This is a genomic window from Nocardia sp. NPDC020380 (assembly GCF_044386975.1).
GTDB lineage: Bacteria > Actinomycetota > Actinomycetes > Mycobacteriales > Mycobacteriaceae > Nocardia.
In genome coordinates this window covers 226,335-249,360 of sequence record NZ_JBIRVQ010000002.1, presented here as the reverse complement: position 1 = coordinate 249,360, position 23,026 = coordinate 226,335, and the positions used below count along the sequence as shown (strand labels likewise).

Annotated in this window: 22 protein-coding genes; 13 read left to right on the top strand and 9 right to left on the bottom strand. The window is 67.1% G+C overall.

What is annotated here, in order from left to right:
* Nucleotides 1-55: 55 nt before the first annotated feature.
* Nucleotides 56-907 carry an acyl-CoA thioesterase gene (locus tag ACH438_RS04735; protein WP_397001253.1) on the bottom strand — a complete coding sequence of 284 codons (852 nt, stop codon included), beginning with the start codon at nt 905-907 and terminating at the stop codon, nt 56-58.
* 144 nt (nt 908-1,051) lie between these two features.
* Here ACH438_RS04735 and ACH438_RS04730 point away from each other — a divergent pair, with 144 nt between their 5' ends.
* A complete protein-coding gene (locus ACH438_RS04730) occupies nt 1,052-1,795 on the top strand; it encodes a class I SAM-dependent methyltransferase (RefSeq protein WP_397001251.1) in 744 nt (247 codons plus the stop codon).
* 61 nt (nt 1,796-1,856) lie between these two features.
* On the top strand, nt 1,857-2,309 hold the full coding sequence (locus tag ACH438_RS04725; RefSeq protein WP_397001249.1) for a flavodoxin domain-containing protein: 453 nt from the start codon (nt 1,857-1,859) through the stop codon (nt 2,307-2,309).
* Between the two features lie 8 nt (nt 2,310-2,317).
* On the opposite strand, the gene ACH438_RS04720 is transcribed toward ACH438_RS04725, so the two are convergent.
* Genes ACH438_RS04720 through ACH438_RS04705 form a run of 4 tightly spaced genes read right to left on the bottom strand, consistent with a single transcriptional unit; the run spans nt 2,318 to nt 6,367 of the window.
* Nucleotides 2,318-3,505 carry a CaiB/BaiF CoA transferase family protein gene (locus ACH438_RS04720; RefSeq protein WP_397001247.1) on the bottom strand — a complete coding sequence of 396 codons (1,188 nt, stop codon included), beginning with the start codon at nt 3,503-3,505 and terminating at the stop codon, nt 2,318-2,320.
* Nucleotides 3,506-3,541: 36 nt separating this feature from the next.
* Nucleotides 3,542-4,489, bottom strand: coding sequence for an acyl-CoA dehydrogenase family protein (locus tag ACH438_RS04715; RefSeq protein WP_397001245.1), 948 nt, complete (start codon nt 4,487-4,489; stop codon nt 3,542-3,544).
* Nucleotides 4,486-5,568 carry an acyl-CoA dehydrogenase family protein gene (locus ACH438_RS04710; protein ID WP_397001243.1) on the bottom strand — a complete coding sequence of 361 codons (1,083 nt, stop codon included), beginning with the start codon at nt 5,566-5,568 and terminating at the stop codon, nt 4,486-4,488. The genes ACH438_RS04715 and ACH438_RS04710 overlap by 4 nt, the downstream gene beginning before the upstream one ends.
* Nucleotides 5,569-5,572: 4 nt before the next feature.
* Entirely contained in the window at nt 5,573-6,367 is a 795-nt protein-coding gene (locus tag ACH438_RS04705; RefSeq protein WP_397001241.1) for an enoyl-CoA hydratase/isomerase family protein, read from the bottom strand.
* A 132-nt stretch (nt 6,368-6,499) separates the two neighbouring features.
* On the opposite strand from ACH438_RS04705, the gene ACH438_RS04700 reads away from it, so the two are divergent.
* From ACH438_RS04700 to ACH438_RS04665, 8 genes are all read left to right on the top strand, one after another.
* Nucleotides 6,500-7,171 (top strand): GntR family transcriptional regulator, encoded by a 672-nt coding sequence (locus ACH438_RS04700; protein WP_397001239.1) that lies wholly within the window; start codon nt 6,500-6,502, stop codon nt 7,169-7,171.
* A 453-nt stretch (nt 7,172-7,624) separates the two neighbouring features.
* On the top strand, nt 7,625-8,836 hold the full coding sequence (locus ACH438_RS04695; protein ID WP_397001237.1) for a hypothetical protein: 1,212 nt from the start codon (nt 7,625-7,627) through the stop codon (nt 8,834-8,836).
* Nucleotides 8,833-11,259: a tetratricopeptide repeat protein gene (locus ACH438_RS04690; RefSeq protein WP_397001235.1), complete on the top strand. Its 2,427-nt coding sequence runs from the start codon at nt 8,833-8,835 to the stop codon at nt 11,257-11,259. The genes ACH438_RS04695 and ACH438_RS04690 overlap by 4 nt, the downstream gene beginning before the upstream one ends.
* A gap of 11 nt (nt 11,260-11,270) precedes the next feature.
* On the top strand, nt 11,271-12,275 hold the full coding sequence (locus ACH438_RS04685) for a PP2C family serine/threonine-protein phosphatase (RefSeq protein ID WP_397001233.1): 1,005 nt from the start codon (nt 11,271-11,273) through the stop codon (nt 12,273-12,275).
* A gap of 2 nt (nt 12,276-12,277) precedes the next feature.
* Complete coding sequence (locus ACH438_RS04680) at nt 12,278-13,573, top strand: VWA domain-containing protein (protein ID WP_397001231.1); 1,296 nt, start codon at nt 12,278-12,280, stop codon at nt 13,571-13,573.
* 8 nt (nt 13,574-13,581) lie between these two features.
* Nucleotides 13,582-14,307 carry an FHA domain-containing protein gene (locus ACH438_RS04675; RefSeq protein WP_397001229.1) on the top strand — a complete coding sequence of 242 codons (726 nt, stop codon included), beginning with the start codon at nt 13,582-13,584 and terminating at the stop codon, nt 14,305-14,307.
* Nucleotides 14,308-14,323: 16 nt separating this feature from the next.
* Nucleotides 14,324-15,769, top strand: a complete 1,446-nt coding sequence (locus ACH438_RS04670) for a hypothetical protein (protein WP_397001227.1) — start codon at nt 14,324-14,326, stop codon at nt 15,767-15,769.
* Between the two features lie 41 nt (nt 15,770-15,810).
* The gene (locus ACH438_RS04665; RefSeq protein WP_397001225.1) at nt 15,811-16,419 is read left to right on the top strand and encodes a hypothetical protein; all 609 of its coding nucleotides are present in this window, start codon (nt 15,811-15,813) and stop codon (nt 16,417-16,419) included.
* Nucleotides 16,420-16,427: 8 nt separating this feature from the next.
* Here the strand turns inward: ACH438_RS04665 and ACH438_RS04660 are convergent, their stop codons facing one another.
* The gene (locus ACH438_RS04660) at nt 16,428-17,447 is read right to left on the bottom strand and encodes a hypothetical protein (protein WP_397001223.1); all 1,020 of its coding nucleotides are present in this window, start codon (nt 17,445-17,447) and stop codon (nt 16,428-16,430) included.
* A 93-nt stretch (nt 17,448-17,540) separates the two neighbouring features.
* On the opposite strand from ACH438_RS04660, the gene ACH438_RS04655 reads away from it, so the two are divergent.
* Together ACH438_RS04655 and ACH438_RS04650 are read left to right on the top strand one after the other, a co-directional pair.
* Nucleotides 17,541-18,137, top strand: coding sequence for a TetR/AcrR family transcriptional regulator (locus ACH438_RS04655; protein WP_397001221.1), 597 nt, complete (start codon nt 17,541-17,543; stop codon nt 18,135-18,137).
* Nucleotides 18,138-18,573: 436 nt separating this feature from the next.
* The gene (locus ACH438_RS04650; RefSeq protein ID WP_397001219.1) at nt 18,574-19,098 is read left to right on the top strand and encodes a hypothetical protein; all 525 of its coding nucleotides are present in this window, start codon (nt 18,574-18,576) and stop codon (nt 19,096-19,098) included.
* A gap of 13 nt (nt 19,099-19,111) precedes the next feature.
* On the opposite strand, the gene ACH438_RS04645 is transcribed toward ACH438_RS04650, so the two are convergent.
* Together ACH438_RS04645 and ACH438_RS04640 are read right to left on the bottom strand one after the other, a co-directional pair.
* Nucleotides 19,112-20,374: a cytochrome P450 gene (locus tag ACH438_RS04645; RefSeq protein WP_397001217.1), complete on the bottom strand. Its 1,263-nt coding sequence runs from the start codon at nt 20,372-20,374 to the stop codon at nt 19,112-19,114.
* Nucleotides 20,375-20,459: 85 nt separating this feature from the next.
* A complete protein-coding gene (locus ACH438_RS04640; protein ID WP_397001215.1) occupies nt 20,460-20,984 on the bottom strand; it encodes a DoxX family protein in 525 nt (174 codons plus the stop codon).
* A gap of 196 nt (nt 20,985-21,180) precedes the next feature.
* On the opposite strand from ACH438_RS04640, the gene ACH438_RS04635 reads away from it, so the two are divergent.
* On the top strand, nt 21,181-21,969 hold the full coding sequence (locus ACH438_RS04635; RefSeq protein ID WP_397001213.1) for a hypothetical protein: 789 nt from the start codon (nt 21,181-21,183) through the stop codon (nt 21,967-21,969).
* Here the strand turns inward: ACH438_RS04635 and ACH438_RS04630 are convergent.
* Entirely contained in the window at nt 21,858-22,823 is a 966-nt protein-coding gene (locus ACH438_RS04630) for an MHYT domain-containing protein (RefSeq protein ID WP_397001211.1), read from the bottom strand. The genes ACH438_RS04635 and ACH438_RS04630 overlap by 112 nt on opposite strands.
* Nucleotides 22,824-23,026: the final 203 nt, after the last annotated feature.

The following is a 23,026-nucleotide window of genomic DNA, read 5'->3' as shown; positions in this document are numbered from 1 at the left end:
AGTAAAGGCGTGCCGACCGTTTCGCGGTCGGCACGCCGTCCTTGTCTCGGAGCGGTCAGTTGGTGCCGGGCGGGAAGGACTCGGTGTGCTTCTCGCGGAAAGTGCGAATCAGCCCTTCCTGCATGACAACCGCGACCAGCTCACCGCGCTGATTCCAGATCCGCCCGCCGGTGAGCGCGCGACCCGCGCCGGCCGAGGGTGACTGCTGGTCGTAGAGCAGCCAGTCGTCGGCGCGGAAGGGGCGCAGGAACCACATGGCGTGATCGAGCGAGGCGTTCTGGGTGGGCTCGTCCGGGTGGATGACCTTGGACGAGCCGAGCAGCGTCATATCGCTCATGTAGGCGAGGGTGCAGACGTGGAACAGCGGATCGTCGGGCAGCGGGTGCCGGTAGCGGAACCACACCTGCTGCTGGGCGATCAGGCCGTCGCGGCGCGGGATCTCGTCCTGCGGGATGGTGCGGATATCCCAGTGTTCCCATTCGCGCATGGCCCACAGGCGTTCCGGGCTCATGGATTCGGCGGCGTCGGGCAGTTCCTCGGGCAGGGGGACGACCGGCATGGCGTCCTGATGCTCGGGGCCGTGGTCGCCGACGTGGAAGGAGGCGGACATGGTGAAGATGGCTTCACCGTTCTGCACTCCGGTCACGCGGCGCGTGCAGAAGGAGCGCCCGTCGCGGATGCGGTCCACCAGGTAGACGGTGGGCTGTTCGGGATTCCCGGGTCGCAGGAAGTAGCCGTGCAGCGAGTGCACCTGATAGTGCGCGTCGACGGTGCGGGTCGCCGCCACCAGGGACTGGCCGGCGACCTGGCCACCGAACGTGCGCGGCAGCTGCGTCTTGGTGGACGCACCCCGGAAGATGTCGCGTTCGAGCTGCTCTATCTCGAGCGCCTCTTCGATAGTCGCCATGCACGCTTCCTTCCGTTCGTCGGGCTCAGGCTAACAATGGGCGCCCCGCCGACCTGCCGCGACCTGCTCCGGATACCGGATCGACACCCGGCCGCGCGCCTATCCTGTGACGCAGAGCAATTCGGCCAGGGGAGGACTCGCATCATGACGGAGATCTCCGAACGGCCCCGGCGGGCTTCGTACGGGGTGGACGCGCCGCCGGTGCCGCTGGGTCTGGCCGCGGGGACCGTGGTGCTGATCGTGCTCGGGATCATCACGCTGACGGCCGGGTCGGTGGTGTGGGGGTGGGTGCTGATCGTGATCGGGGTGTTGCTGGGCGTGCAGTGCGGGCTCTATCTGCATGCGAGTCTGCGCGGCAAGTTCCGGGTGTGGGAGGGGCTGCTCGACGATCTCCCGCTGGGTGGCGATGAGCGTCTGCTGGATATGGGCTGCGGTCGTGGCGCGGTGTTGCTCGCGGCGGCCCGCCGACTACACAGTGGCCGTGCGGCAGGCATCGATCTGTGGCGTTCCATCGACCAGTCCGGCAATGATCCGGCCGCCACCGAACGCAATGCTTTGGCAGAGGGTGTAGCCGAGCGCGTGGACCTCTACACCGGCGATATGGTCCGTCTTCCCTTCGGCGACAACGAGTTCGATGTGGTGGTCTCCAGTCTGGCCATTCACAACATCCCCGCGGATGCTGACCGCGCTCAAGCGGTTCGCGAGGCTCTGCGCGTGCTGCGCCCCGGCGGCCGCCTGGTGCTCGTCGATATCTTCAAGGGCGCCGAATACCGGCAGACCCTCATCGAGGAGGGCGCGGCGGACCTCACCGTCCGTCCCGTCGGCTGGCGTATGTGGTGGGGTAGCCCGTTCGTCGCGACCACTGCGATCACCGCCACCGCTCGCTGATCACCGACCCACCCTCCGGGACTGTTAGGCTAGCCTTACATAAATCCCGAAGGAGGCTGGTGTGCGCGTCGTAATTCTCTTCGGTTCCGAACTGGGAACCTCCGAGACTGTCGCGGATTGCGTAGCGGACGAACTCTCGAGTCACGACGTCTCGATCTACGACATGACCGACTTCGACCCGGGCGACCTCGACCGCACCGACTTCCACGTCATCATCTGCTCCACCTCCGGCGACGGCGACCTTCCCACCGGCGCCGAACCGTTCTTCGACATCCTCGACGCGACCAGCCCCGATCTGACCGGTCTGCATTTCGCGGTCTTCGGGCTGGGTGACAGCGTGTACGGCGACACGTTCAATCGCGGCGGGGAGATCGCCGCGGAGAAACTCACCGAGTGCGGTGCGGTTCAGGTCGGCGAGCATGCTCGGCACGATGCTTCCACGCCGGTCAATCCGAAGGATATGGCTCGCGAGTGGGTCAAAACCCTTCCCATCCCGGCGCTTACCGCCCGCTGAAACCACGATCAGACCGGCGGTGCGATCGAGGTCGGTTGCGCGGCTTCCAGATTGCCCAATTCGACCAGTACGGCCGCGGTGTCGGCGCCGGGTAGCGGGGCCGGGGTGCGGACGCCGGCGGGGGTGCGGGAGAAGCGGGCCGGGTGCGGGATGGCGTGGTAGCAGCCCGCGATGGGGTGGTCGATGACAGGGATTTCGGCGGTCAGATCGTCCAGGGTGGCGATGAGGCTTACCGGGATGCCTTGTGTCGTACAGATATTCAGGATCTCTTCGGTGGTGTAGCCGGCTGCGATCGCGCGGACCTCACGGTAGAGGGAATCGGAGTTTTCGATCGCGGCTTGGCGGGTGGCGTAGCGGGGGTCGTCGAGTAGATCGGTGCGGCCGACGCCGGCGAAGAGGGCGGCGTAGTGGGCGGGCTGGTAGGGCAGGATGTGGACCCAGCCGTCCTCGGTGGGGCAGGGGCGGCGTTCCGGGGAGAGGATGCGGCGGTATCCGGCTGGGCCCGTGGGTGGTTCGCTGATGGCGCCGGTGCCGTGTTCCACGAGCATGAACGATGTCATGGCGGTCGCCATGGGGAGTTCGATGTGCTGGCCCTCGCCGGTGCGTTCGCGGTGAAGCAGGGCGGCGGTGACGGCTTGGGCTACGAAGATGCCACATACCTTGTCGGCGAGGATGGTTGGGACCAGAGCCGGTGCGCCGTAGGTGCGCTGCATGACGTCGGCGATGCCGGTAGCGGCTTGGATGACGTCGTCGTAGGCGGGGTCGTCGGCGCGGGGGCTGTCGAGGGGCCAGCCCTGGGCCTGGCAGTAGACGATGTCGGGGCGTAGCGCGGCGACCGTGGGGTAGTCCAGGCCGAGGCGGTCGATGGTGCGGGGGCGCAGGCTGGTGATCACCACATCGCATGTCGCGGCGAGTCTTTGAGCCAGGTCGCGGCCCTCGTCGGTGGATAAGTCGAGGGTTACCGAGCGCTTGTTGCGCATCAGGTTCAGGCTGGTGCCCGACAGTAGTGGGTGCGGGCCCGGGCCCATCACTCGATTGGTGTCGCCCTGCCCGGATTCGAGCACGATCACATCGGCGCCTTGATCAGCCAGCAGTTGGGTGGCGTACGGGCCCATCACGACGTGGGTCAGGTCGAGGATCCGGATGCCGGTCAGCGGTCCCTGTGGGGATGCGGTTTCGGCGGGTGAGGTGGGCAAGGTTGCCTCCCTTGATAGTCGGATGGACGGGGCCAGTCAGCTTGCGACTCCCGGGGCGGTGAGCTCCCAGAGCTGCGCCTCGGTCAGGGCGGACGGGTCGGCGCCGGTGCGGCCTTCGTCGCGGTCCGCCCAGAGCAGTGTGGTGCGGTGGTGCAGACCGGATTCGGCGGTGATGCCCATTGCGCCGTGCAGCTGATGGGTTGTCGATGCCACGAATCCGGCTGTGACGGCGGCGATCTCACGGGCTGATGCCAGCGCGAAGTGGAGACGCTCGAGGGTTGTGTTTGTCTCCGGCAGTCTGCGGCCGACCTCCCGCAGGGCGGCGTGGAGCTGCCCCTGGGCCACTGACAGCTCACCGAGTGTGGTCTTGACCGCAGGGATGGAACTCAGCGGGCGGCCGAATTGGATGCGCTGGTCGACATAGGTGCGGGTGAGGTCTACTGCGCCGTCGACGGCTCCGGTGATCTCGTGCAGCAGTAGGTAATTCGATATCACTGACTGTCTGCCGGCCAGCTGTACCGGGCGCGGTACCGGCGTGGCGAGCGGTCGGCCCGCTATATCGAGATCTTGCGCGCGGCCCGGAATCTGCGTGCGCAACTCGCCGTTCGGAGTGACCACGAAGGCGGCGACCGGCTCCCACAGTCCTGTTCCGTCGTAGAGTACCGCCACAGCTGCGCTGTCGAAGGCTTCCCGGGCGGCGCTTCGGGCCAGCAATGTCTGGCGTACAGGCAGTTTCGCACCGGCGCGAGCCAGCGCGGAGACTGCCGCGCCCGCCGCTTCCAGCAGTTCCCGGCCTTGCTCGTCTGCGAGTTCGACTTCGTCGAGGATCGTCGTCCATCCCAGGCTCACGGCCAGATCCCAGTGCTGTGTGAAGGTTTCGCCCTGCGAGACGTCGGTGCCGGGCTGCGGGTGATCCCAGGCGGCCGCGGCCTGCGTGACGGCGTCGTGCAAATCTGCTGCGGCGCCGGTGTATTCGTAGTTCACTTGCTCCCCTTCGCAATCATCGACAGCATGACCGGTGCCGCCCCGCCGCGAATCCCCGATTTCGGCGAGGCCAGGGTGGCTTCCCAGTACATGCGGTGAATATCGGCGTCGCACCGTGGCAGCAGTTCGCGCACGAATTCGATGCAGTCGAGTTCGAATCGATTGCCGAGGTACTTACTGGTGGCGGCCTCCACGATCGGACTGTGCCCGGAGTCCATCGCCAGCGCGGTCTCGCGCGCCCAGGTGCGCAGCACCATCAGCCGGGCCATCAGCGCGTGCAGCCGCCGCCGATCTTCGGCGCCGAGCAGTCCTGCGGCGTCGAGCACCGCCTTCAGCAGCGGGTACATGGACAGAAACCGTTCAGGCCCACCACGTTCGAATGCCAGTTGCCCGACGACCTGCTGCCAGCCGTTCCCGACCTGGCCGATCACCCGATGGCCGGGAGTCCACACGTCATCGAAGGTGACCTCGTTGAAGTGGTGTTCGCCTTCCATGCCGATGATCGGCCGCACGGTCACTCCGGGCGCGGTGCGCTCGACGATGAATTCGGTGAGGCCGGCATGCTTGTCTTCCTCCTTCGAGCTGCGGGCCAGCACATACAGGTGCGTGGCAACGTGCGCGCCACTGGTCCAGATCTTGCGCCCGCTGATCCGCCAGCCGTCACCATCACGGGTCGCGGTGGTGCGGACGGCGGCGAGATCCGAGCCCGCATCGGGTTCGGACATGCCCAGTGCGAAAACGAGTTCCGCGGCCGCGAGCCCCGGGCAGAACTCTTCCTGCAATTCGGGCGTCCCGTGCCGGATGAGTTCGGGCCCGATCTGCCGCTCCCCCAGCCAATGCGCCGATACCGGCGCCCCGGCGCGCAGCAGTTCCTCGGTGATCGCGAGCCGCGCGACATTGCTGTCCTCCGCGCCACCGAGATGTTTCGGCCAGGTGCGTGCCAGTAGGCCGCGACGGGCGAGTTCCCGGCTGAATTCCGGGTCGTAGCCGCCCATCCAGGAATCGACACGCGGGGTGTAATCCCATTCGGCGCACAGTGCCCGGACCCGCTCACGGAGTTCCTGTTCGTGCGTGGCCATTTCGTCACTTTCCTTCGAAATGCGGGGTGCGGCGTTCCCGGAATGCGTCCATTGCTTCTCGGGAATCGGCGGTCGACTGCACGATGGCCTGGTGCGAGGCGATCAGATCGAGCGCCGTGCGCAGATCTCCGGGAATCGCTTGGCGCACAGCTCGTTTGATGAGCTGAACGGCGACCGGAGGCTGCGCGGCGATCTGCGCGGCGAAGGCCGCGAGCCTGGCATCGAATTCGCCGTCCGGGCAGACTTCGTCGACAATCCCCCATTCCAACGCCTGTGCGGCGGAAACGAATTCGCCGGTCCAGAGCAGACGCAGCGCCTTGGACATCCCGATCAGCCGGGGCAGGTAATAGCAGCCGCCATCGCCGGGCACGAGCCCCACCCGCACGTAGCCCTCCGACAGCCGGGCGCGCTCGGCCGCGATGCGGTAATCGCACATCAACGCCATATCCATACCCGCGCCGACAGCAACCCCGTTCACGCCCGCGATGAGCGGCTTGTTCAAGTCCTCGACGGCGCGCGCGACCTGATGCACGTGATCGGTCATGAGCCGGCGCGCTTCGAGCGGGGTCCGGTCGGCCGCGGCCAGCCCATTGACATCGCCACCCGCGCAGAAGGCATCACCCGCACCGCGGACGACCACCACCCGCACCTCCCGATCAGCCTCGAATTCGCGCAGCGCCTGCGCCCAGCGCAGCAGCATGTCCCGGTCGAGCGCGTTCTTCTTCTCGGCCCGATCGAGCACGATCCACCCGATATTGTCCTCGACCCGAACCTCGACCCCGGTCACAGCGGTTGTCATCTTCCACTCCTGACGATCAGATTGGATCCAATTCTAGGAACGATGGCAGGCTATAGTCAATGAATTGGATCCAATTGCCCGTTCGCCGGTGGGCGCTCGACACTGTGGCAATCATCGAACGAAGGAGACCCGATGCCGACGGACCCGCGCGACGGCGACACCGCGACCGGTGCGGTCCAAGCGGTGATCGACGCCATCTACGACTCGATCGCCGCCGGCACCCTCCGCCCCGGCCAGCCCATCCGCCAGGAACTCCTGGCCGACCAGCTGGGCCTGAGCCGCCAGCCGGTCCGCGAGGCCCTCCGCACCCTCGCCTCCGACGGCCTCCTCACCTACCGCCGCAACGCCGGCTTCTCGGCCCGCGAACTCAGCCTCACCGAATTCGCCCAGGCCTACCGCCTCCGCCAACTCCTCGAAAACGAAGTCCTCTGCGACATAACCCAAGTCCCCCCGGCCGCCATCACCCGCCTCCGCGAAATCAACTCCGCCATCTCCGCCGCCGCCACCCGCCAAGACCTAGGCGCCTTCCGCCGCCTGAACACCGACTTCCACTTCACCCTCTTCGAACTCTCCCCCCTAGACCTCTTCGTCACCGAACTCCGCCGAATCTGGCTCCTGACCAGCATCTACCGAGCCCTCTACGCCTCCACCCCCCAAGCAATAGACCGCATAGTCACCGAACACGCCGCCATAATCACAGCTCTAGAAGCCGCCGACCTCCCCCGCCTGATAGCCCTCCACAACCAACACCGCGAAGGCACCATCGAAGCCCTAACCCACCGCCTCCAACCCACAACCCCGTAGCGTTCCCCCATGGCAACCCCAAGGCCGTGGTCCGTAACAACAACACCCCCAACCGAATCCGCCGCCCGCACCATAGCCCGCACCGTCGTAGCCGAAAGACTGGCCGCGCGCAGTTCGCGAAGGCGCTGCCGAGTGGCACCTCAGCGCGAGATTCTGTCCGGATCTTGGAGTGTCAAGTCCTGCCATAGGTGTTCGCGGCTCGGTGTCTGGTTTTTGGATGGTTGGGTGCTGGTCGGTATTCGGCTGTGTATCGGGTCTGTGACGGGGATGTCTCGAGTATCACTTCCTTGGGTGGGGGTGGGGGTCTCGGTGCTGGTCGGGGGTTCAAGTAGCCCCTGACGTCGGGATACGTTCTAATACTTACGGTTTGTTTACGGTGCGGGGTGGCAGCATGTGCTGACGGGGATCGGCCCCGGAACGGATTTCGATGCTTGAACGACGGGGGTGCCAGTGTTGGCAATTGCCGAGGTCGATATGGCCTTGGCCCGGCTCGACGCCGATCGCTCCGAGATTTCGGTGAATCTCGTGGAGCTGGAGGATCATCCGGGGGTTCGGTTTCTGAACGAGGTTCCGCTGACCGGGGTCAGTGCGGATCGCTGGGCGGTTGCCCGGGTGCGGTTCGCCGATATCTGGGCGCAGTTCCGGCTTTTCGAGAGTGTGGTGGCGGAAGTGCATGCGGTGCGGTCGCGGCGGGCGCGGCCGGGGCAGGCCGAGCTCGCGGAGTTGACGCGGTTGCTGTGCGGGCCCTCGGTGGTGCTGGCGCCGCAGCCGATTCCGCTGGCGGAGCGCGATCTCATCGGACCTGCCGCGGTTAGCCGGTCGATGACTCTGGCCCAGTTGGTGGCTCAGATGACGGCGGCGTATCGCGAAGTGGTGCAGCTGGCTTCGACCGCGGACGCGGTGGCCTCGGCCTACCTGCCGGGGGTGGATCGCGCCAGCGCGCGACTGTTGGAGGCCCGGAAGCTGGCCACTGACTTGCAGCTGGCCGCCATCGGGCATCCGGTACTGGCGCGGATCGATGCGGTAGAGCGGCGGCTGAACACCGATCGCACCCTCGCCATGTCGGATCCGCTGGCCTTGGCGCAGCGGCAGCCGGACAGTTCCGATCCCACCGCGCTGAACCGCGAGATCGATGAGCTGCAGACCGTTCTGGAGGAACTGCGCGGCCGCCGCGACGGCGTGACCGCCCGGCTTACCAGTTTGACCGGCGAGCTGGACGCGGCCGCCACCGCCGAGAACGAGGCGCGGTCGGCCGCGGCCACCACCGCCGCCAAGATCGCCGGCGCGACCGCGTCCCCCCTCGAACCCCTTGCTCCGCTGCGGGATCGGCTCACCCACCTGCACGCCTCCGACGAGCGGCACTGGACCCACCTCAATGACGATGTGGTGGCCCTCGCCCGCGACGTGGACCGGGCAAAGACCACCGCCGAGACCGCCCGCGACAACTCGCTCGCATTGATCGACCGCCGCGATGAACTCCGCGGCCGGTTGGATGCGTATCGAGCCAAGGGGGCACGACTGCGCCTCAGTGAGGACGCCACCGTCGACGCCCGCTACCGGCGGGCATATGAGCTTTTGCACACTCCGCCATGCGATCTCGCCGCGGCCACCCGGGCCCTGGCCGAATATCAACAGGCGATCACCGAGAAGACGGCGACACGATGACCAAGTGCATGCGGCCGGGCTGCGGCGGCACCATTCTGGACGGTTTCTGCGACGAGTGCGGCCTCGCGCCCGTACCGTCCGTACCGCTGACACCTACCGGGCAGAGCACCAGCCTCGCCGGGTGGGGCACGAACCCGACCGGGCGAGGCCCGGGCTCCACCCCCGCGACCTCCGCCCTCGGCGGACAGGCAGGCGCGGCCAACAATGGGGCGTCCGGCACGCAGACCAGCGGGTCTTCGTCCTACTCCTCCCCCTACTCAACGCCTTTGAGCGCCTCGACCCCGCAGTCCGGGATCTACCTCGGCTCCGGTCAGTCCGGCACGGTGAACGGCGGTTCCTCCCGCTCCGGCCGCCAGAGCCGCCGTGGTTCGAGCCGTTCCTCCTCGCGCTCCACGCGCACCGCACGCTCGAGCCGCGGCCGCCTCGGCGCGGGCCTGGTATCGATTCCTCAAGTCCCGTACCGGGATCCGTCGACCGCCGTCATGTCCGACCCGCAGGTCCCGGAGCGCGAACGCTTCTGCAGCAACTGCGGCCAGCCCGTAGGGCGCGGTAAGGACAATGCCCCCGGCCGCACCGAAGGCTTCTGCAAACAGTGCGGCACCGCGTATTCCTTCACGCCCAAACTGGTTCCGGGTGACCTGGTGGCCGGCCAGTACGAGGTGCTGGGCTGCCTCGCCCACGGTGGCCTCGGCTGGATCTACCTGGCCCGCGACCGCAATGTCAGCGACCGCTGGGTGGTCCTCAAGGGCCTCTTGGACACCGGCGATGCCGACGCCATGGCCGCCGCCGTCGCCGAACGCCAGTTCCTGGCCACGGTCGAGCACCCGAATATCGTCAAGATCTTCAACTTCGTGAAGCACCCGGACCCCAAGACGCATGAGCCGGTCGGCTACATCGTCATGGAGTATGTCGGCGGTGCCTCGCTGAAAGAACTGCGCTCGCAACGCGATGCGGTCGGCGCCCTGCAGCCGCTGCCGCTGGCCCAGGGTCTCGCCTACATTCTGGAGATCCTGCCCGCCATGGGCTACCTGCACGGCATGGATCTGCTCTACTGCGACTTCAAGCCGGACAATATGATCCAGACCGAGGAGCAGCTCAAGCTCATCGACCTCGGCGCGGTCCGGCACATGGACGATGAGGAGAGCGCCGGTTTCAAAACCGACGGCTACTGCGCCCCCGAGCTGGAAACCGAAGGCGCGTCGATCGAATCGGACCTGTTCACGGTCGCGCGCACACTCGCCCTGCTGACCTTCAACTTCGATTACCGCAGCACCTACCGCTACACGCTCCCGCCGGACTCGGAAGTCCCGCTGCTGGCGATGTTCCCGTCCTACCGCCGCCTGCTGGAACGCGCGACCGCCACCGACCCGAACGAGCGTTTCGGCTCGGCCTCGGAAATGGCCGAGCAGGTCACCGGCGTGCTCCGCGAGGTGGTGGCCGCCCAGGACGGTATGCCCCGCCCCGCGATATCGACCGTATTCAGCGGTGAACGCCAGGCTTTCGGCACCGACCCCGCACAGTGGCCCGCCATCCCCGATCCGGTGGTCATCGCCATGGGCCTCCCGGTCCCGGTGGTAGACCCGACCGATCCGGCGGCCGGCTTCCTGGCCACCACCACGGTGGCGGATCCCAACCAGCTCATCGCCACCCTGACGAACGCCCCCGTCTCCTCCCCCGAGGTGACATTGGCGCTGGCCCGCACCCTCATCGAGGCCGGCCGCTCGACCACCGCCCTGCAGCACCTGGCCGAGTTCGAGGAGTCCGAGGACGCCGACTGGCGCATCACCTGGTACCGCGGCCTCGCCGCCCTCACCCAGCGCGACATGGCCACGGCCCGTGCGCATTTCGACACCATCTTCGGCATGCTCCCCGGCGAGTCCGCCGCGAAGCTGGCGCTGGCCGCGGCCACCGAATGCGCGGGCGACCCGGAAACAGCGGCCCGCCTGTACGAGCAGGTATGGCGCACCGACAACGGTTTCGCCAGCGCCGCTTTCGGTCTGGTGCGCACCAAGCTGCAGACCCGCGATGTGGACGGCGCCATCGGGGCTGCGGAATCGGTGCCCGCCACCTCCAGCCACCATGTGGCCGCTCAGCTCGCGGCCTTCGGCGCCCAGCTGGTCGGCGGTTCCGGTCAGCGCTCCGCCCAGTATTTGCAGGCGGCAGGCGACCGCCTGACCGCCCTGCCACTCGATCCGGAGGCCAAGGCGTGGCGCAGTATCGCGGTCCTGGACGCCGCGCGCGAACTCGCGAACGGCCGCCCGCAGAACGGTTTCACCGTGCTCGGCTGCCGTTTCGCCGATCGTGACCTGCGCCGCGAACTGGAAGCGCAGTATCGGACCTTGGCGCGGCTGTCATCGGACAAGCTGACGCGGCGGGATCTGGTGAACCAGGCCAATGCGGTACGGCCAGTGAGTTGGGTGTGAGGGGCAGGGGTGTGACGACAGTCGAGAGTGAACAGGTGACCGGGGCATGTCCGGTCTGCGGCGAGCGCTTCGCGCCCGGCGACCGATTCTGTGAATACTGCGGCAGCGCGCTGACCGCACAGGCCACGAGCGAACCCCTTGCGGCACAATGCACTTCGTGCGGCGCGGGCCAGCTGGACGCCGACGGATTCTGCAGTGTCTGCGGCATGCGGGTACACGTCCCGGACCGCAGCGAACTGGATCTGGGCGGCATCGTCGCCGCCGTGACCGATCTCGGAAAACGCCACGAGCACAACGAAGATGCGATGGCCTTGCGCCTGGTCGAGGGTGCGGTGGTGCTGGTCGTGTGCGACGGCGTCTCCTCCTCCGAGCACGCGGACGATGCCGCGCAGCAGGCCGCCGTCTCCGCCGCCGACCGTCTGGCCGCGGAACTTGAGGCCGGAACGGATCCCGAATCCGCCACCGCCGCAGCGGTCGCGGTCGCCGCGACAGCCGTGAACGCACTAGGCGACCGCAGCGAAAGCAGTCCCGCCTGCACCTACGTCTCGGCGGTACTCACCGCCACGGGCGTGACCGTCGGCTGGGTCGGCGACAGCCGCGCCTACTGGCTGGCCATCGATCCGGATGCGACCCCGTCGCAATGCCTGACCATCGACGATTCGGTGGCCGCCGGACTAATCGCCCTCGGCGTCACCGAGGAGCAGGCCATGTCCAGCCCCGGCGCGCACACTCTCACCGCCTGGCTGGGCGCCGACGCGGACCGCGTGGAACCACATGTCCAGACCTTCGCTCCGGCCGGTCCGGGCGCGGTGCTGGTGTGCAGTGACGGCCTGTGGAACTACTTCTCGGCCGCGAATGCCCTGGCCGATCTGGCCTTCCCGGCCGCGGCGACGGCGCCGCTGGCCGCCGCCCACAATCTGGCCGATCTGGCGCTGGCCGCGGGAGGCGGCGACAACATCACCGTGGCTGTCGCGCCGTTCCCCGCGACCTCCCTTTCGACTCCGAGGATGAGCTGAACATGAACTCCCCCATCGGTTTCTCCATCGAAACCTTCCAGAACGAGTACGTGCCGGCGGGCGCGACCCGGATCAATGCCGTGGTCACCGTGACCGCGACCGGCGGCGGCGATGCCCGCACCAGTTCGGGCGGGGCGGCCGAGGTGATCATCGTGGACTGCTCGGGCTCCATGGATCACAGTTACGGCAAGCTCGCCGCCGCCAAGAACGCCACGGCCGCGGCCATTTCGGCGGTGCGCGAGGGTGTCGCGTTCGCGGTGGTCGCGGGTACCGATACCGCGCGCATGGTGTATCCGGTGACCCCGTCGCTGGTGCCCGCCGATCCGGGGCACAAGCAGAACGCGATCGCCGCCGTGCAGCAGTTGCGCGCCGGCGGCGGCACCGCCATCGGCAGCTGGCTGCGGCTGGCGCGGCAGATCTTCGGCGAGCGCGGTGGCATCAAGCACGCCATCCTGCTGACCGACGGCCGCGACGAGCACGAGACCCAGCAGCAGCTGGATGCCGAAATCGCCGCGTGCAGTGACGTTTTCGTCTGCGACTGCCGCGGCGTGGGCACGGACTGGGAGGTCGACGAGCTGCGCAAGATCTCCTCCGCACTGCTCGGCACCACCGATATCGTGGCGAATCCGGCCGATCTGGTGGCCGACTTCCAGGCCATGACCACCGCCGCCATGGGCAAGCAGGTCGCCGATGTGGCCTTGCGGTTGTGGACCCCGCGCGGCGCGCAGGTGAAGTTCGTCAAGCAGGTCGCACCGGATCTGCTGGATCTGACCGGCCGCCGCACCGAATCCGGTACGCAGGCGGGCGATTACCCGACCGGCTCCTGGGCGGGCGCGGAGAGCCGCGACTTCCACATCTGCATCGAGGTCGCGGCCGGCGGCGTGAACGACGTGATGCTGGCCGGGCGGGTGAGCCTGGTCCGGATCACCGGCGATCAGTCGGAAGTGCTGGGGCAGGGCCTGATCAAGGCCATCTGGACCGATGACGTGGTGCAGTCCAGCAAGATCAGCCCCGAGGTCGCGCACTACACCGGGCAGGCCGAACTCGCGGGCGTGATCCAGGAGGGCCTGGCGGCGCGCCGCAGCGGCGATCTCGACACCGCGACCAGCAAACTGGGCCGCGCGGTGCAGATTGCCGCGCAGTCCGGCAATGCCGACACCGCGAAGCTGCTCGAAGGCGTGGTGGACGTGCTCGACGCCCGCACCGGGACCGTGCGACTGAAGTCCGCGGTGGCCAAGGCCGATGAGATGACCCTGGACACGCGGTCGACCAAAACCTCCCGCGTCCACAAGAAGTAGGGGCTGCCATGGCTATCTGTCCGTCCGGGCACGACTCGGAGGCCACCGACTACTGCGATATCTGCGGACTCCAGATCCGGTCAGGCGAATCCGCCACGCCCGCAACGGAATCCGCGGACGAGCCCTGCCCGGTGTGCGGCGAGCCGCGCACGGGGCGGTTCTGCGAGGGGTGCAGTTACGACTTCGTGGCGGGCGTACCGCACGCCGCTGCGGCGGGAACGGCGACCGGAACGCTGACGGCTTCGACGCCCGCACCGGCCATGGCCGAAACCATGGCCATGGCCACGCCAACCTTGCCGAACACCACTCCCCCGCCGGTCCAGGTCGCCGTCGAATCCGCCTGGACAGCAACGGTTTCCGCGGATCGCACCTACTACGAGACCATGCGCAGCGAGGACGACGAGATCGAGTTCCCCGCCTACTGCCCCGACCGGACCTTCCCGCTGCAGGGCGCGCAGGTGCGGGTAGGCCGGTACAGCGCCTCCAAGGGCATCGACCCCGAGATCGACCTCGCCGGGCCGCCGCAGGATCCGGGCATCTCGCACCTGCATTTCCTGATCGTCGCGCAGCCCGGAAACGGCTGGGCCGTCATCGATCTCGGGTCCACCAACGGCACCCGGATCAATGGCGCGGAGGATCCCATTCCGCACGGTACGACGGTGCCCCTGCGCTCCGGCGATCGCATTCACCTCGGCGCATGGACCACGCTCACCGTGCTGTCCGCCGAAACCTAGAACTGGACACCGCATCATGACCACGGTCATCAACCGTCCGCAGTCGGATCACAAGGCGCTGCCGAATGTCCGCAATCTGCTGCCCTCGCGTGCCGACACTCCGGGCTGGATCCGGTATCTGGCCATTGCGGTGGTCGTCGTCGCGCTGATCACCGCGCTGGTCATGGCGGCCGACGCCCGCTCGGCGCGCAATGGCGTCGGCGTGATCGGCCATCACACCGCGCCCACCGTGACCGCCACCGAGGACCTGTACTTCGCACTCGCCGATATGGACGCGCAGCTCGCGAATGTGCTGCTGGCGGGCGACGATCCGGCGCTGGCGAAGGTCCGCACCAGCGCGCTCACCACCTACGATCAGCGCCGCACCCAGGTCGACGCCGACCTGCAGCAGGCCATGACCATCGCCACCAACGGCGATGCGGCCACGCAGATCCGCAACCTGCTCGACAAGTTCGGGCAGTACCAGAGCCAGGCCGCGGACACGCTGCAGCTGGCGAACCTCGATCCCTCCCCGGCCGGGCAGCCTTCGGCGCGCACGCTCACCGCGTACCGGTCGGCGACCGGGATGGTGCCCGATCTACTCAAAAGCGCGCAGACGCTCGCCGACACCAACAGTGGTGTGCTGAGCCAGGCCTACAACGACAGCGAGCACACCACGGCCATGGCGCGGTTGCGGATCGTGGTGCTCGGGCTGGTGCTGCTGGCCGCGCTCATCGGACTGCAGGTACTGCTGCGCGTGGCGCTGCGCCGGCGCGTGAATCCGGCGCTCGCCGTGGGCACCCTGCTCGCGGCGGGTCTGCTGATCGGTGGTTTCGCCGCGAATTCGTCTGCGGCACAACAGTTCACGGTCGCCAAGAAGGATGCCTTCGATTCCCTGCTCGCCTTGCGGCAGGCGCGGGCGGTCAGCTACGACGCCAATGCCGATGAGAGCCGCTACCTGCTCGATCCGCAGAATGCCGCGGTCTACGAGAAGTCGTTCTACGACAAGTCGCAGCAGCTGGCCGGAGTGTCAGCGACGGGAATCGGCAACTACGCGTCCGCGCTGGATCAGGCGATCGCCGCGAATCCGGGCAGCAAGGCGAATGCGCTGACCAAGGATTCGTTCCTCGGACAGGAACTGCGCAACATCACCTTCCCCGGTGAGGGCGAGGCCGCGGCCAACAGCCTGCTGGGCTATCAGAAGTACATCCACGATGATGCCCAGATCCGCATACTCGACCACAACGGCGACCTGACCGGCGCCATCGCGCTCGACACCGGCGGATCCAACACGGATTTCGGCGGATACGACACCGCCCTCCAGAACACCATCGAGATCAACCAGCAGGCCTTCGACAAGGCGATCTCCAACAGCGAGGACGCCCTGTCCGGCTGGAATGCCCTGCTGCCGTACGGCGGCATGGTCGTGTTGGCGGTGCTGGTCCTGGTCGGTGTGCGGCCGCGGCTCGCCGAGTACCGCTGACCCGGCGTGGCCGGAATCCGGAAGTCGATCATGATGGTTCCGTGCCCGCTTTCACCGCCATCACCCCCGACGGACTGATCGATCTGGTCGCCGACCGTGCGGCCCGACTGCCTGGTTATGCGGTGATCGCGGTCGATGGAGCCGATGCCGCCGAGCCGGTGTCGTTCGCGCGGACTGTCGCGGAACGACTCCGGAACGGCGGGCGGGCCGCCGAAGTGGTGTCGCTGCACGATTTCGTGCGGCCCGCGTCATTGCGGCTGGAATATGACCGCGAGAGCGAATTCAGTTACCGCACTGCCTGGTTCGATTACGAGGCATTGACTCGCGAGGTCCTGACACCCCTGCACCGCGACGGCCGGTGGCTACCCGCCTTATGGGACGAACGCGCCGACCGCTCGGCCCGTGCTCGTATTCGCACGGCCACTGCGGGCACTGTGCTGCTGGTGGCCGGGCCCATGCTGCTCGCCCGGGGTCTGGCCTTCGATCTCACTGTGTCCCTGCGCATGTCGGATGCCGCACTACGCCGCCGGACCGCGCCCGAGGACAGGTTCACCGTGACGGCACTCAGCGAACACGGAAGCGGCGGTGACGAGCCCGACATTCTCGTCGCCTGGGATCACCCGGATCGGCCCGCGGTCCGAGCCGGCTGATTCAAGGGTCAGCGGGACCGGTTCGCCAGGGCCGTGAAGGCCAGTTTCGGCTCCCAGTTCTTCGCGGCGCCGTCGACGCTGTCGAAGACCTTCACCAATCCCCCACTGGCGCGGTCCAAGTCGAGGACCGGATCGTCGTTGTAGGTGAGGTCGGGGCGGGCGAAGCAGTACCAGAACGCGGTGTCGACGCCGGCGTTATCGAGGATGTCCAGCATCTCCAGCAAGTGCGCGGCCTGGCCGGCCTCGTCACGCTCATAGACGCCGTCGAGGCGCAGTGGCGTCCAGGTCTGTTCATCCCATTCGAGGACATCCGCGCCGGTGTCCGCGCGGTCGGCCGCGCCCGCGTAGGCGACGCACCCGAATTCCGTTACGGCCACCGGCTTTCCGAGTTCCTCGCCCTGAGCCGCGTAGGTGCGCATGAGGTCCGGGTACTGGTCGACCAGTGCCGCCGATCGATATCCGGCGTCGGTCGCGAGAATGTCGAACGGTTCCCAGTTCACGCGCTCGAAGGGCAGGCAGGCGTAGGTGAGCTTGCCGTTGAAGCGTGCTCGCGCGCTCTTCGCCGCGCGGGCGAGGAACTCGTTGAACCGCTCAGGGAGCCGCGCCATGGCGGCCTGTCCTTCCGGAGTTCGCAATGCCGCCGCCCGCTCATGGAATTCGTCGCCGGGGAAGAATCCATGGACGAACAGGCTCAACTCCGAGCCCACGGCCAGCACCACGTTCGCGCCTTGAATCCGCAGGCGCTCAGCGAATTCCGCGATATCGGCGACGAGATCGAGCAGTTCGTCCTGGGTGACGCCATTGACGAACGGGCAGATCCACACCTCGAGTCCGGCGTCCGCGGCGAGGGTGGCGGCCTGTTTCAGCCGCGGCCCGTGGCCGCCGGTGATGCGGACGGCGTCGCAGTGCAGGTCGTCACGGATGGCCCGCATATCGCGCTGTACCGCGTCCGCGTCGAACGGTTCGTGGGTGGTGTTGCCCCCGTCGTGGACGAAGCCGGTGTCATAGCACACGCCGATGGCACGCATCGGCACCTCCTTAGATCAATAAGGTACTTCGAGTACCTTAATTCCGACCATAGCGGCCCCACCACCACTTCGCAAGGTACGATCAGTACCGTTATGACCGAGCCCGCCAAAGCCGCCCGCCGCCGCGGCCCCGCCCTGGAACAAGCCATCCTGCGCGCCGCCGCCGACGAACTCCTCGAATCCGGCTACCCGGGCATGACCATGGACAATGTCGCCAAACGCGCCGGCACCAACAAGAACGCCATCTACCGCCGCTGGCCCCACCGCCCGGCCCTCGGCGTAGCCGCCTACAAACTCCTCACCACCACCGCCCTCGACCTCCCCGACACCGGCGACCTCCGCACGGACGCCCTGGAGTTACTGCGCCGAGCCAACTCCCACCTCGCCTCCCCCCTCGGCGAAATCCTCCGCAGCCTCCTCTCCCAACTGTCCCAAGAGCCCGAACTCTTGACCGAGCTCCGCGACCAGTCCGGCACCGACGGCGCCCGCCCCTGGCTCACCATCCTCGACCGCGCCATAACCCGAGGCCAAGCCCCCGCCGCCGCCCGCCACCCCCGCACCGCGACAGTCCCAATCGACCTGCTACGCAACGAATTCGTCACCCGAGGCGTCCCCACCGTCCCCGACGAAATCCTCACCGAAATCATCGACACCATCTACCTCCCCCTCCTCCGCGGCTACCGCCCCTGACGGCCCAAACCCGGCTTCCCGAAGACTTCAGCAAATGGATCTACGGTCCCCACGCAGCATCGAATATCTGAACGCCGAAGTCGACAACAACCCCTCCCCGCACAACGGAATATCACCCGGTTCCGCAAACTGAAGATCGATGCGTGCCGGAGTATGTGAGCGAGCACCACGGGGTGTCGATCACGGTGGCTTGCTCAACTGCTTCCCGGCGCTCTGTAGGTATGTGGGCCGGGCGGTTATCGTTGTTTCGTCACGTGGGTGATGGGGTGTGGGCCGGCGCCGGAACTCCGCGGGACAGGGCAGGGAACGAGTGTGGCGGTCCTGAGGGAGAATACGGGCGTGAGTGATGTGATCAGCGCGAAGTTCAGAGATCAGTTCGGGGTGCCGGCGGTCGTAGAGCCGACGGGTGCCGCGGCACCTGTCGGGGGCTAGTTCGATGTCCGACCGGGAAGTGCCGGGACAGGGATCCTTGCCGGGACCTGGGGGAAACCGGTTCGATGCGGTCGAACGGTTGCGTAAGAAGCTGGAGAGCCTGCGGGCGGCCGAGGCCGGGGGGACCGAGGCGGGGGACGGCGATTCGAAGCTGACGCGGTTGCCGCGACGGCCGCGCCGGATGACCGAGGAGGTCGGCGAGCCTCCGCACAAGACTTGGCGTCCGGATGGCGGCTCTGTTTATGACCCCGCACCTACCAGACCCGTCCTGCGCTCGGAACTGCAGCGCGAGACCGGGTGGTGGACGATCGACCCCGGCGCAGCCCGGCACACCGCGCCCGAAACCGACCCGGCCAGGGGCGATCAGGACGGCAGCGTCATCGACCTCGACGCATTGCGGCGGAAGCGCGCCGGTGACAATGCCCCGGCCGCCGGCATCCGCCGCATCGCGAAACCACGCCGGATCAGCCCCACCACCAGCGAGGACCCCGACGTCCAGGACAAGGGCCGCGGCACCGACCCCGAGTGAGACCTCCGCGACGCTATTCGGCTGAGAAGGCGATCGTCCAGCGGGCGTCCTCCGACCAGGTGACCGGAAGTGCGTGCACGCCATAGATATTCATGTCCGATCGGAGTTTCACCTGGTCGGCCGGAATGGCCAATTCGAGGGACGGGAAGCGGCGCAGGAGTTCGGCGAAGCAGGCACGCATTTCGATCCGCGCCAGCTGCTGGCCCAGGCATTGGTGGATGCCGTGTCCGAAGGACAGGTGGCCGCGCGCCTTCCGGTGGATATCCAGGGCGTCGGGATCGTCGAAACGCAGCGGATCGCGGTTGGCGGCCAGCAGCGAGACGACGACAGTCGAACCCTTGTTGATCGTTTCACCGCCGAGTTCGATGTCCTCCGTGGCGTAGCGGTAGAAGATATCGGCGACCGACAGATAACGCAGCAATTCCTCGACCGCATCGGGCAGCAGCTCCGGATCGGCACGCAGTTCGGCCAGCTGCTCCGGATGCTCGAGAAGCGCAAAAGTGCCCAGCCCCAACATGTTCGAGGTGGTCTCGTGCCCCGCGAGCAGCAGCAGGAAGGCGACGCCCGTCAGCTCTTCGACGGTGAGATCGTCCTGGCGAGCCAGATCGGACAGCATGTCCTCACCCGGCGTCGCACGCTTACGAATCACCAATTCGGCCAGATACGTGTTCAGGGCCCCATACGCCCCCATCTTCTCTTCCAGCGTCACCTCCCGCTCCATGAACTTGGCCGAATTGACCTGGAAACTCTCCCGATCCGCATAAGGCACCCCCAGCAATTCGCAGATCACCAGCGACGGCACCGGCAAGGCGAACTCCCGCACCAGATCGACCGGCGGCATCAGCCGCGCCATCTCCGTCAACTGCCGTTCGGCAATATCGACAATGTGCTGTTCGAGCTCCTTCATCCGTTTCACCGTGAAAGCACCGGTGAGCCTGCGCCGCAGCCGCGTATGGTCCGGCGGATCCATGGCGATGAACAACCCCGGCGCCTGCGGCGACGGCTCGGTCTGGACGGGCATGCCGGGAGTCTCGTACGGCACATGAATGACGCCGAGATCCTGACGCGAACTGAACCGGTTGTCCGCCAGCAGCCGCCGCGCCGCGTCGTAACCGGTGACGAGCCACCCTTCGTGACCGTCGGGAAACATCATGGGACTGACCGGGCGAGCCGCCCGCAGCCGCGTGATCTCGCGCGGCGGATCGAAGGGACCCGCATTGCGTTCCATGGGCAGGCCCTGCGGGATCGGAACCGATTCACTGACTGCACTGTTCATAGACACACGGTCGGCGCCGCACCTGACACCGGCCTGACATGAACCTGACACGACCGGAAACGGGCTTGAGTCTCCAGACCGGTAGTCATTTCAGGGCGAGGGTGATCAGTGCGGCGGCCAGGGCCAAGGCCAGCGCACCGATCCCCCATATGACGCCGCTACGCGCCCAAGGCCGTCCATGGTCGAGGGCGTAGCGGCCCGGCCCGGTGAACGCCAGCACCGCCGCGGCGACGGCGAACAGCAGCGCGCCCTCATATCCCATGAGGCCGCTGTGCCAGGTCACGTGCATGGCATTGATCATGGTGCCGATGGCGATGGCCGCGCCGAGCGGTGTGAGCAGCCCGAGCAACAGCAATGTCCCGCCGGTGGTTTCGCAGAGTCCGGCGAGGGTGCCGAACACCGTGCCGGGGTGATAGCCCAGTTTCTCGAAGCCGGCCGTGGTGCGATGCCAGCCCGCCCCGTGGAACCAGCCGAACAGTTTCTGGGTGCCGTGCACGAACATCAGACCACCGAAGAACACCCGCAACACCAGCAATCCGACATCGACGCCGAGTGCGCCGGAGCCAGCGGTGAAGTCAGTGGCACGGCGCGCGGTGAGGTCGGTGGTCATGGCTTTCCAGTTCGAGCGAGATCCGGGAGGAGTCTGTCCCTTGAATTACGACGGTGGGCCCCGCCCGGTTCACCCCGGCGCCGATTGTGTCTTTCCGTGCCACTCTCACCGGATTCCATGATCGGCCCGCCGGTCCGGCGCAGACTCGGGTCGAGCGCGCGGTGCAGCCTCCGCGCGCCGAGCGCGAAGGACCAGCATGACCACATCCGATCCGGACTCCGGAGCAACCCCCGAAGCCCCACCCATGGACCCGGATTCCGAACCGACACCTTTCACCGAAACACCGCAGGCGCAACAGAATTCGAAACGCTGGGCGGAAATCTTCGAACTGCGGCGCCGCGCCGGAGTCGAGCGCGCGCAGAAGATCACCCAGGCGGCCGCCGCACTGAAGACCCCACTGTCGGTCCTGGCGAGCAAGAACCGCGAAGCCCGTAACGACCAGGCCCTGGAGATCTTCGATACCGCCTACACCACGCAGCGCGTCAGCCACACCGACACCCGCACCGGTATGACCTGGTCGCACAAGACCCGCTGGAACAAGGCCGTCGACGAGGCCTCCTACTACCTGAACACGCCGCAGCCCAGCCAGAATCGCATCTTCTCCTGGCAGCTACAGCGCGAGGACGACGAGCCGCTGCGCGTCTCCGACATCTTCTACCTGCAGTATCTGCGCGGTTCCACCCAGCCGACCCAGTTGCAGCCCTTGCGCTACATCCGCCAGCAGCAGGCGTATTCGAAATCGATCCAACCGGTCTACGATCACCTGCGCTACACCAACCCGAAGAACGACGGCAGCGTCCCGTCGACCAGGCACGCCGCAGGTTCGCCCACCTACTTCGCCCTGCTCGGCACCTCCAACGGCGCCGGCCCGGCCTACCTCGTCATCGACTGGGCGCGAGAGCTGGGCATCACGGGTATCGGCGCCATCGAGGTGGACCGGGACCTGAACCTGTACTTCCATTTCTCCCAACGAGCGGAGGAGTGAGCCGACAGGTCACCAGTTGCGGTCGCGGCGTTCGATGGTCTCGGTGGGGAAATCGTCCGGGTCGAAACGCCGGCCCGGACGCGGTGCGCGAGCCGGCCAGAACCGGCTCGCGTACTGGCCGCGAATCCGGCTGAGGTCGGTTCATCGACATCGGTGATCCCGACCTGGAAGAGCATGAGCATGGTGGCCATGCTGACCGCCACGATCAACGGGGTCAGCAACTGCGCCGGCTGCGCACCCGAGGGCGCGTGCATGTGGTCGGAGACATGGGCGCTCATGGCGAACATGCCGGTGTAGTGCATGCCGCACACCGCGACCCCCATGATGAGCGCAGCGCCGATGGTGGCCAGAATCCCCTCCACGTGCAGCGCGAACCAGAGCGCGGCGGTGGCGGCCACGACGGCGATCACTATGGACAGCAACACGATCCACGGGTCGTACCGCACCGCGGCGTCGGTGCGCATGGCATACATGCCCGAGTAGTGCATGGCCGCCACTCCCAATCCGGTAATGGTGCCGCCGATTATCAGGGCGAATGCCTCACCGTGCCGGTGCACCACGATCGAAAGTCCCAGCCACACAACGCCGATGGCGATAATCGCGCTGAGCAACGTGATCGGCACATTAAACCGGACAGTACTGTCCTGCACCGAAAAACCCAGCATCGCAATGAAATGCATAACCCAGATTCCGGTCCCGCCCAGCGCCACTGCCCCGGTGACGACCCATCCACCGTGGGACCCATTGCGCGCTCGCACCATACAGCGCAGCGCCAGCAACGACCCGACGACCGACATGACATAGGCCAGCACCGGAGTGAGCCAGCCATAGGTGAAGTGATCGATGTCCAGCATGCGGACTCCTTGCCAGAAAGCATTCGACTCGACGGTTCACCGGTGACGCGCCGAACACTAGCCACGAATGTCGAGGCAGTAAATTTGCCGTAGCACAGTCCGGAAAAATTAGCTGAGTTTGCTGGGCCGCATGCTCGCAGGTAGCGGAGCCCGGCGCGACCGGTCCGCTCCGCGCACGTCCGAGTATGCGGCCCTTGACATCT

Coding starts and splice junctions, on each gene's coding strand:
- ACH438_RS04735 (WP_397001253.1), bottom strand. CDS start 907: ATGGCGACTATCGAAGAGGCGCTCGAGATAGAGCAGCTCGAACGCGAC.
- ACH438_RS04730 (WP_397001251.1), top strand. CDS start 1,052: ATGACGGAGATCTCCGAACGGCCCCGGCGGGCTTCGTACGGGGTGGAC.
- ACH438_RS04710 (WP_397001243.1), bottom strand. CDS start 5,568: ATGGCCACGCACGAACAGGAACTCCGTGAGCGGGTCCGGGCACTGTGC.
- ACH438_RS04705 (WP_397001241.1), bottom strand. CDS start 6,367: ATGACAACCGCTGTGACCGGGGTCGAGGTTCGGGTCGAGGACAATATC.
- ACH438_RS04700 (WP_397001239.1), top strand. CDS start 6,500: ATGCCGACGGACCCGCGCGACGGCGACACCGCGACCGGTGCGGTCCAA.
- ACH438_RS04690 (WP_397001235.1), top strand. CDS start 8,833: ATGACCAAGTGCATGCGGCCGGGCTGCGGCGGCACCATTCTGGACGGT.
- ACH438_RS04680 (WP_397001231.1), top strand. CDS start 12,278: ATGAACTCCCCCATCGGTTTCTCCATCGAAACCTTCCAGAACGAGTAC.
- ACH438_RS04675 (WP_397001229.1), top strand. CDS start 13,582: ATGGCTATCTGTCCGTCCGGGCACGACTCGGAGGCCACCGACTACTGC.
- ACH438_RS04670 (WP_397001227.1), top strand. CDS start 14,324: ATGACCACGGTCATCAACCGTCCGCAGTCGGATCACAAGGCGCTGCCG.
- ACH438_RS04660 (WP_397001223.1), bottom strand. CDS start 17,447: ATGCGTGCCATCGGCGTGTGCTATGACACCGGCTTCGTCCACGACGGG.
- ACH438_RS04655 (WP_397001221.1), top strand. CDS start 17,541: ATGACCGAGCCCGCCAAAGCCGCCCGCCGCCGCGGCCCCGCCCTGGAA.
- ACH438_RS04650 (WP_397001219.1), top strand. CDS start 18,574: ATGTCCGACCGGGAAGTGCCGGGACAGGGATCCTTGCCGGGACCTGGG.
- ACH438_RS04645 (WP_397001217.1), bottom strand. CDS start 20,374: ATGAACAGTGCAGTCAGTGAATCGGTTCCGATCCCGCAGGGCCTGCCC.
- ACH438_RS04640 (WP_397001215.1), bottom strand. CDS start 20,984: ATGACCACCGACCTCACCGCGCGCCGTGCCACTGACTTCACCGCTGGC.
- ACH438_RS04635 (WP_397001213.1), top strand. CDS start 21,181: ATGACCACATCCGATCCGGACTCCGGAGCAACCCCCGAAGCCCCACCC.
- ACH438_RS04630 (WP_397001211.1), bottom strand. CDS start 22,823: ATGCTGGACATCGATCACTTCACCTATGGCTGGCTCACTCCGGTGCTG.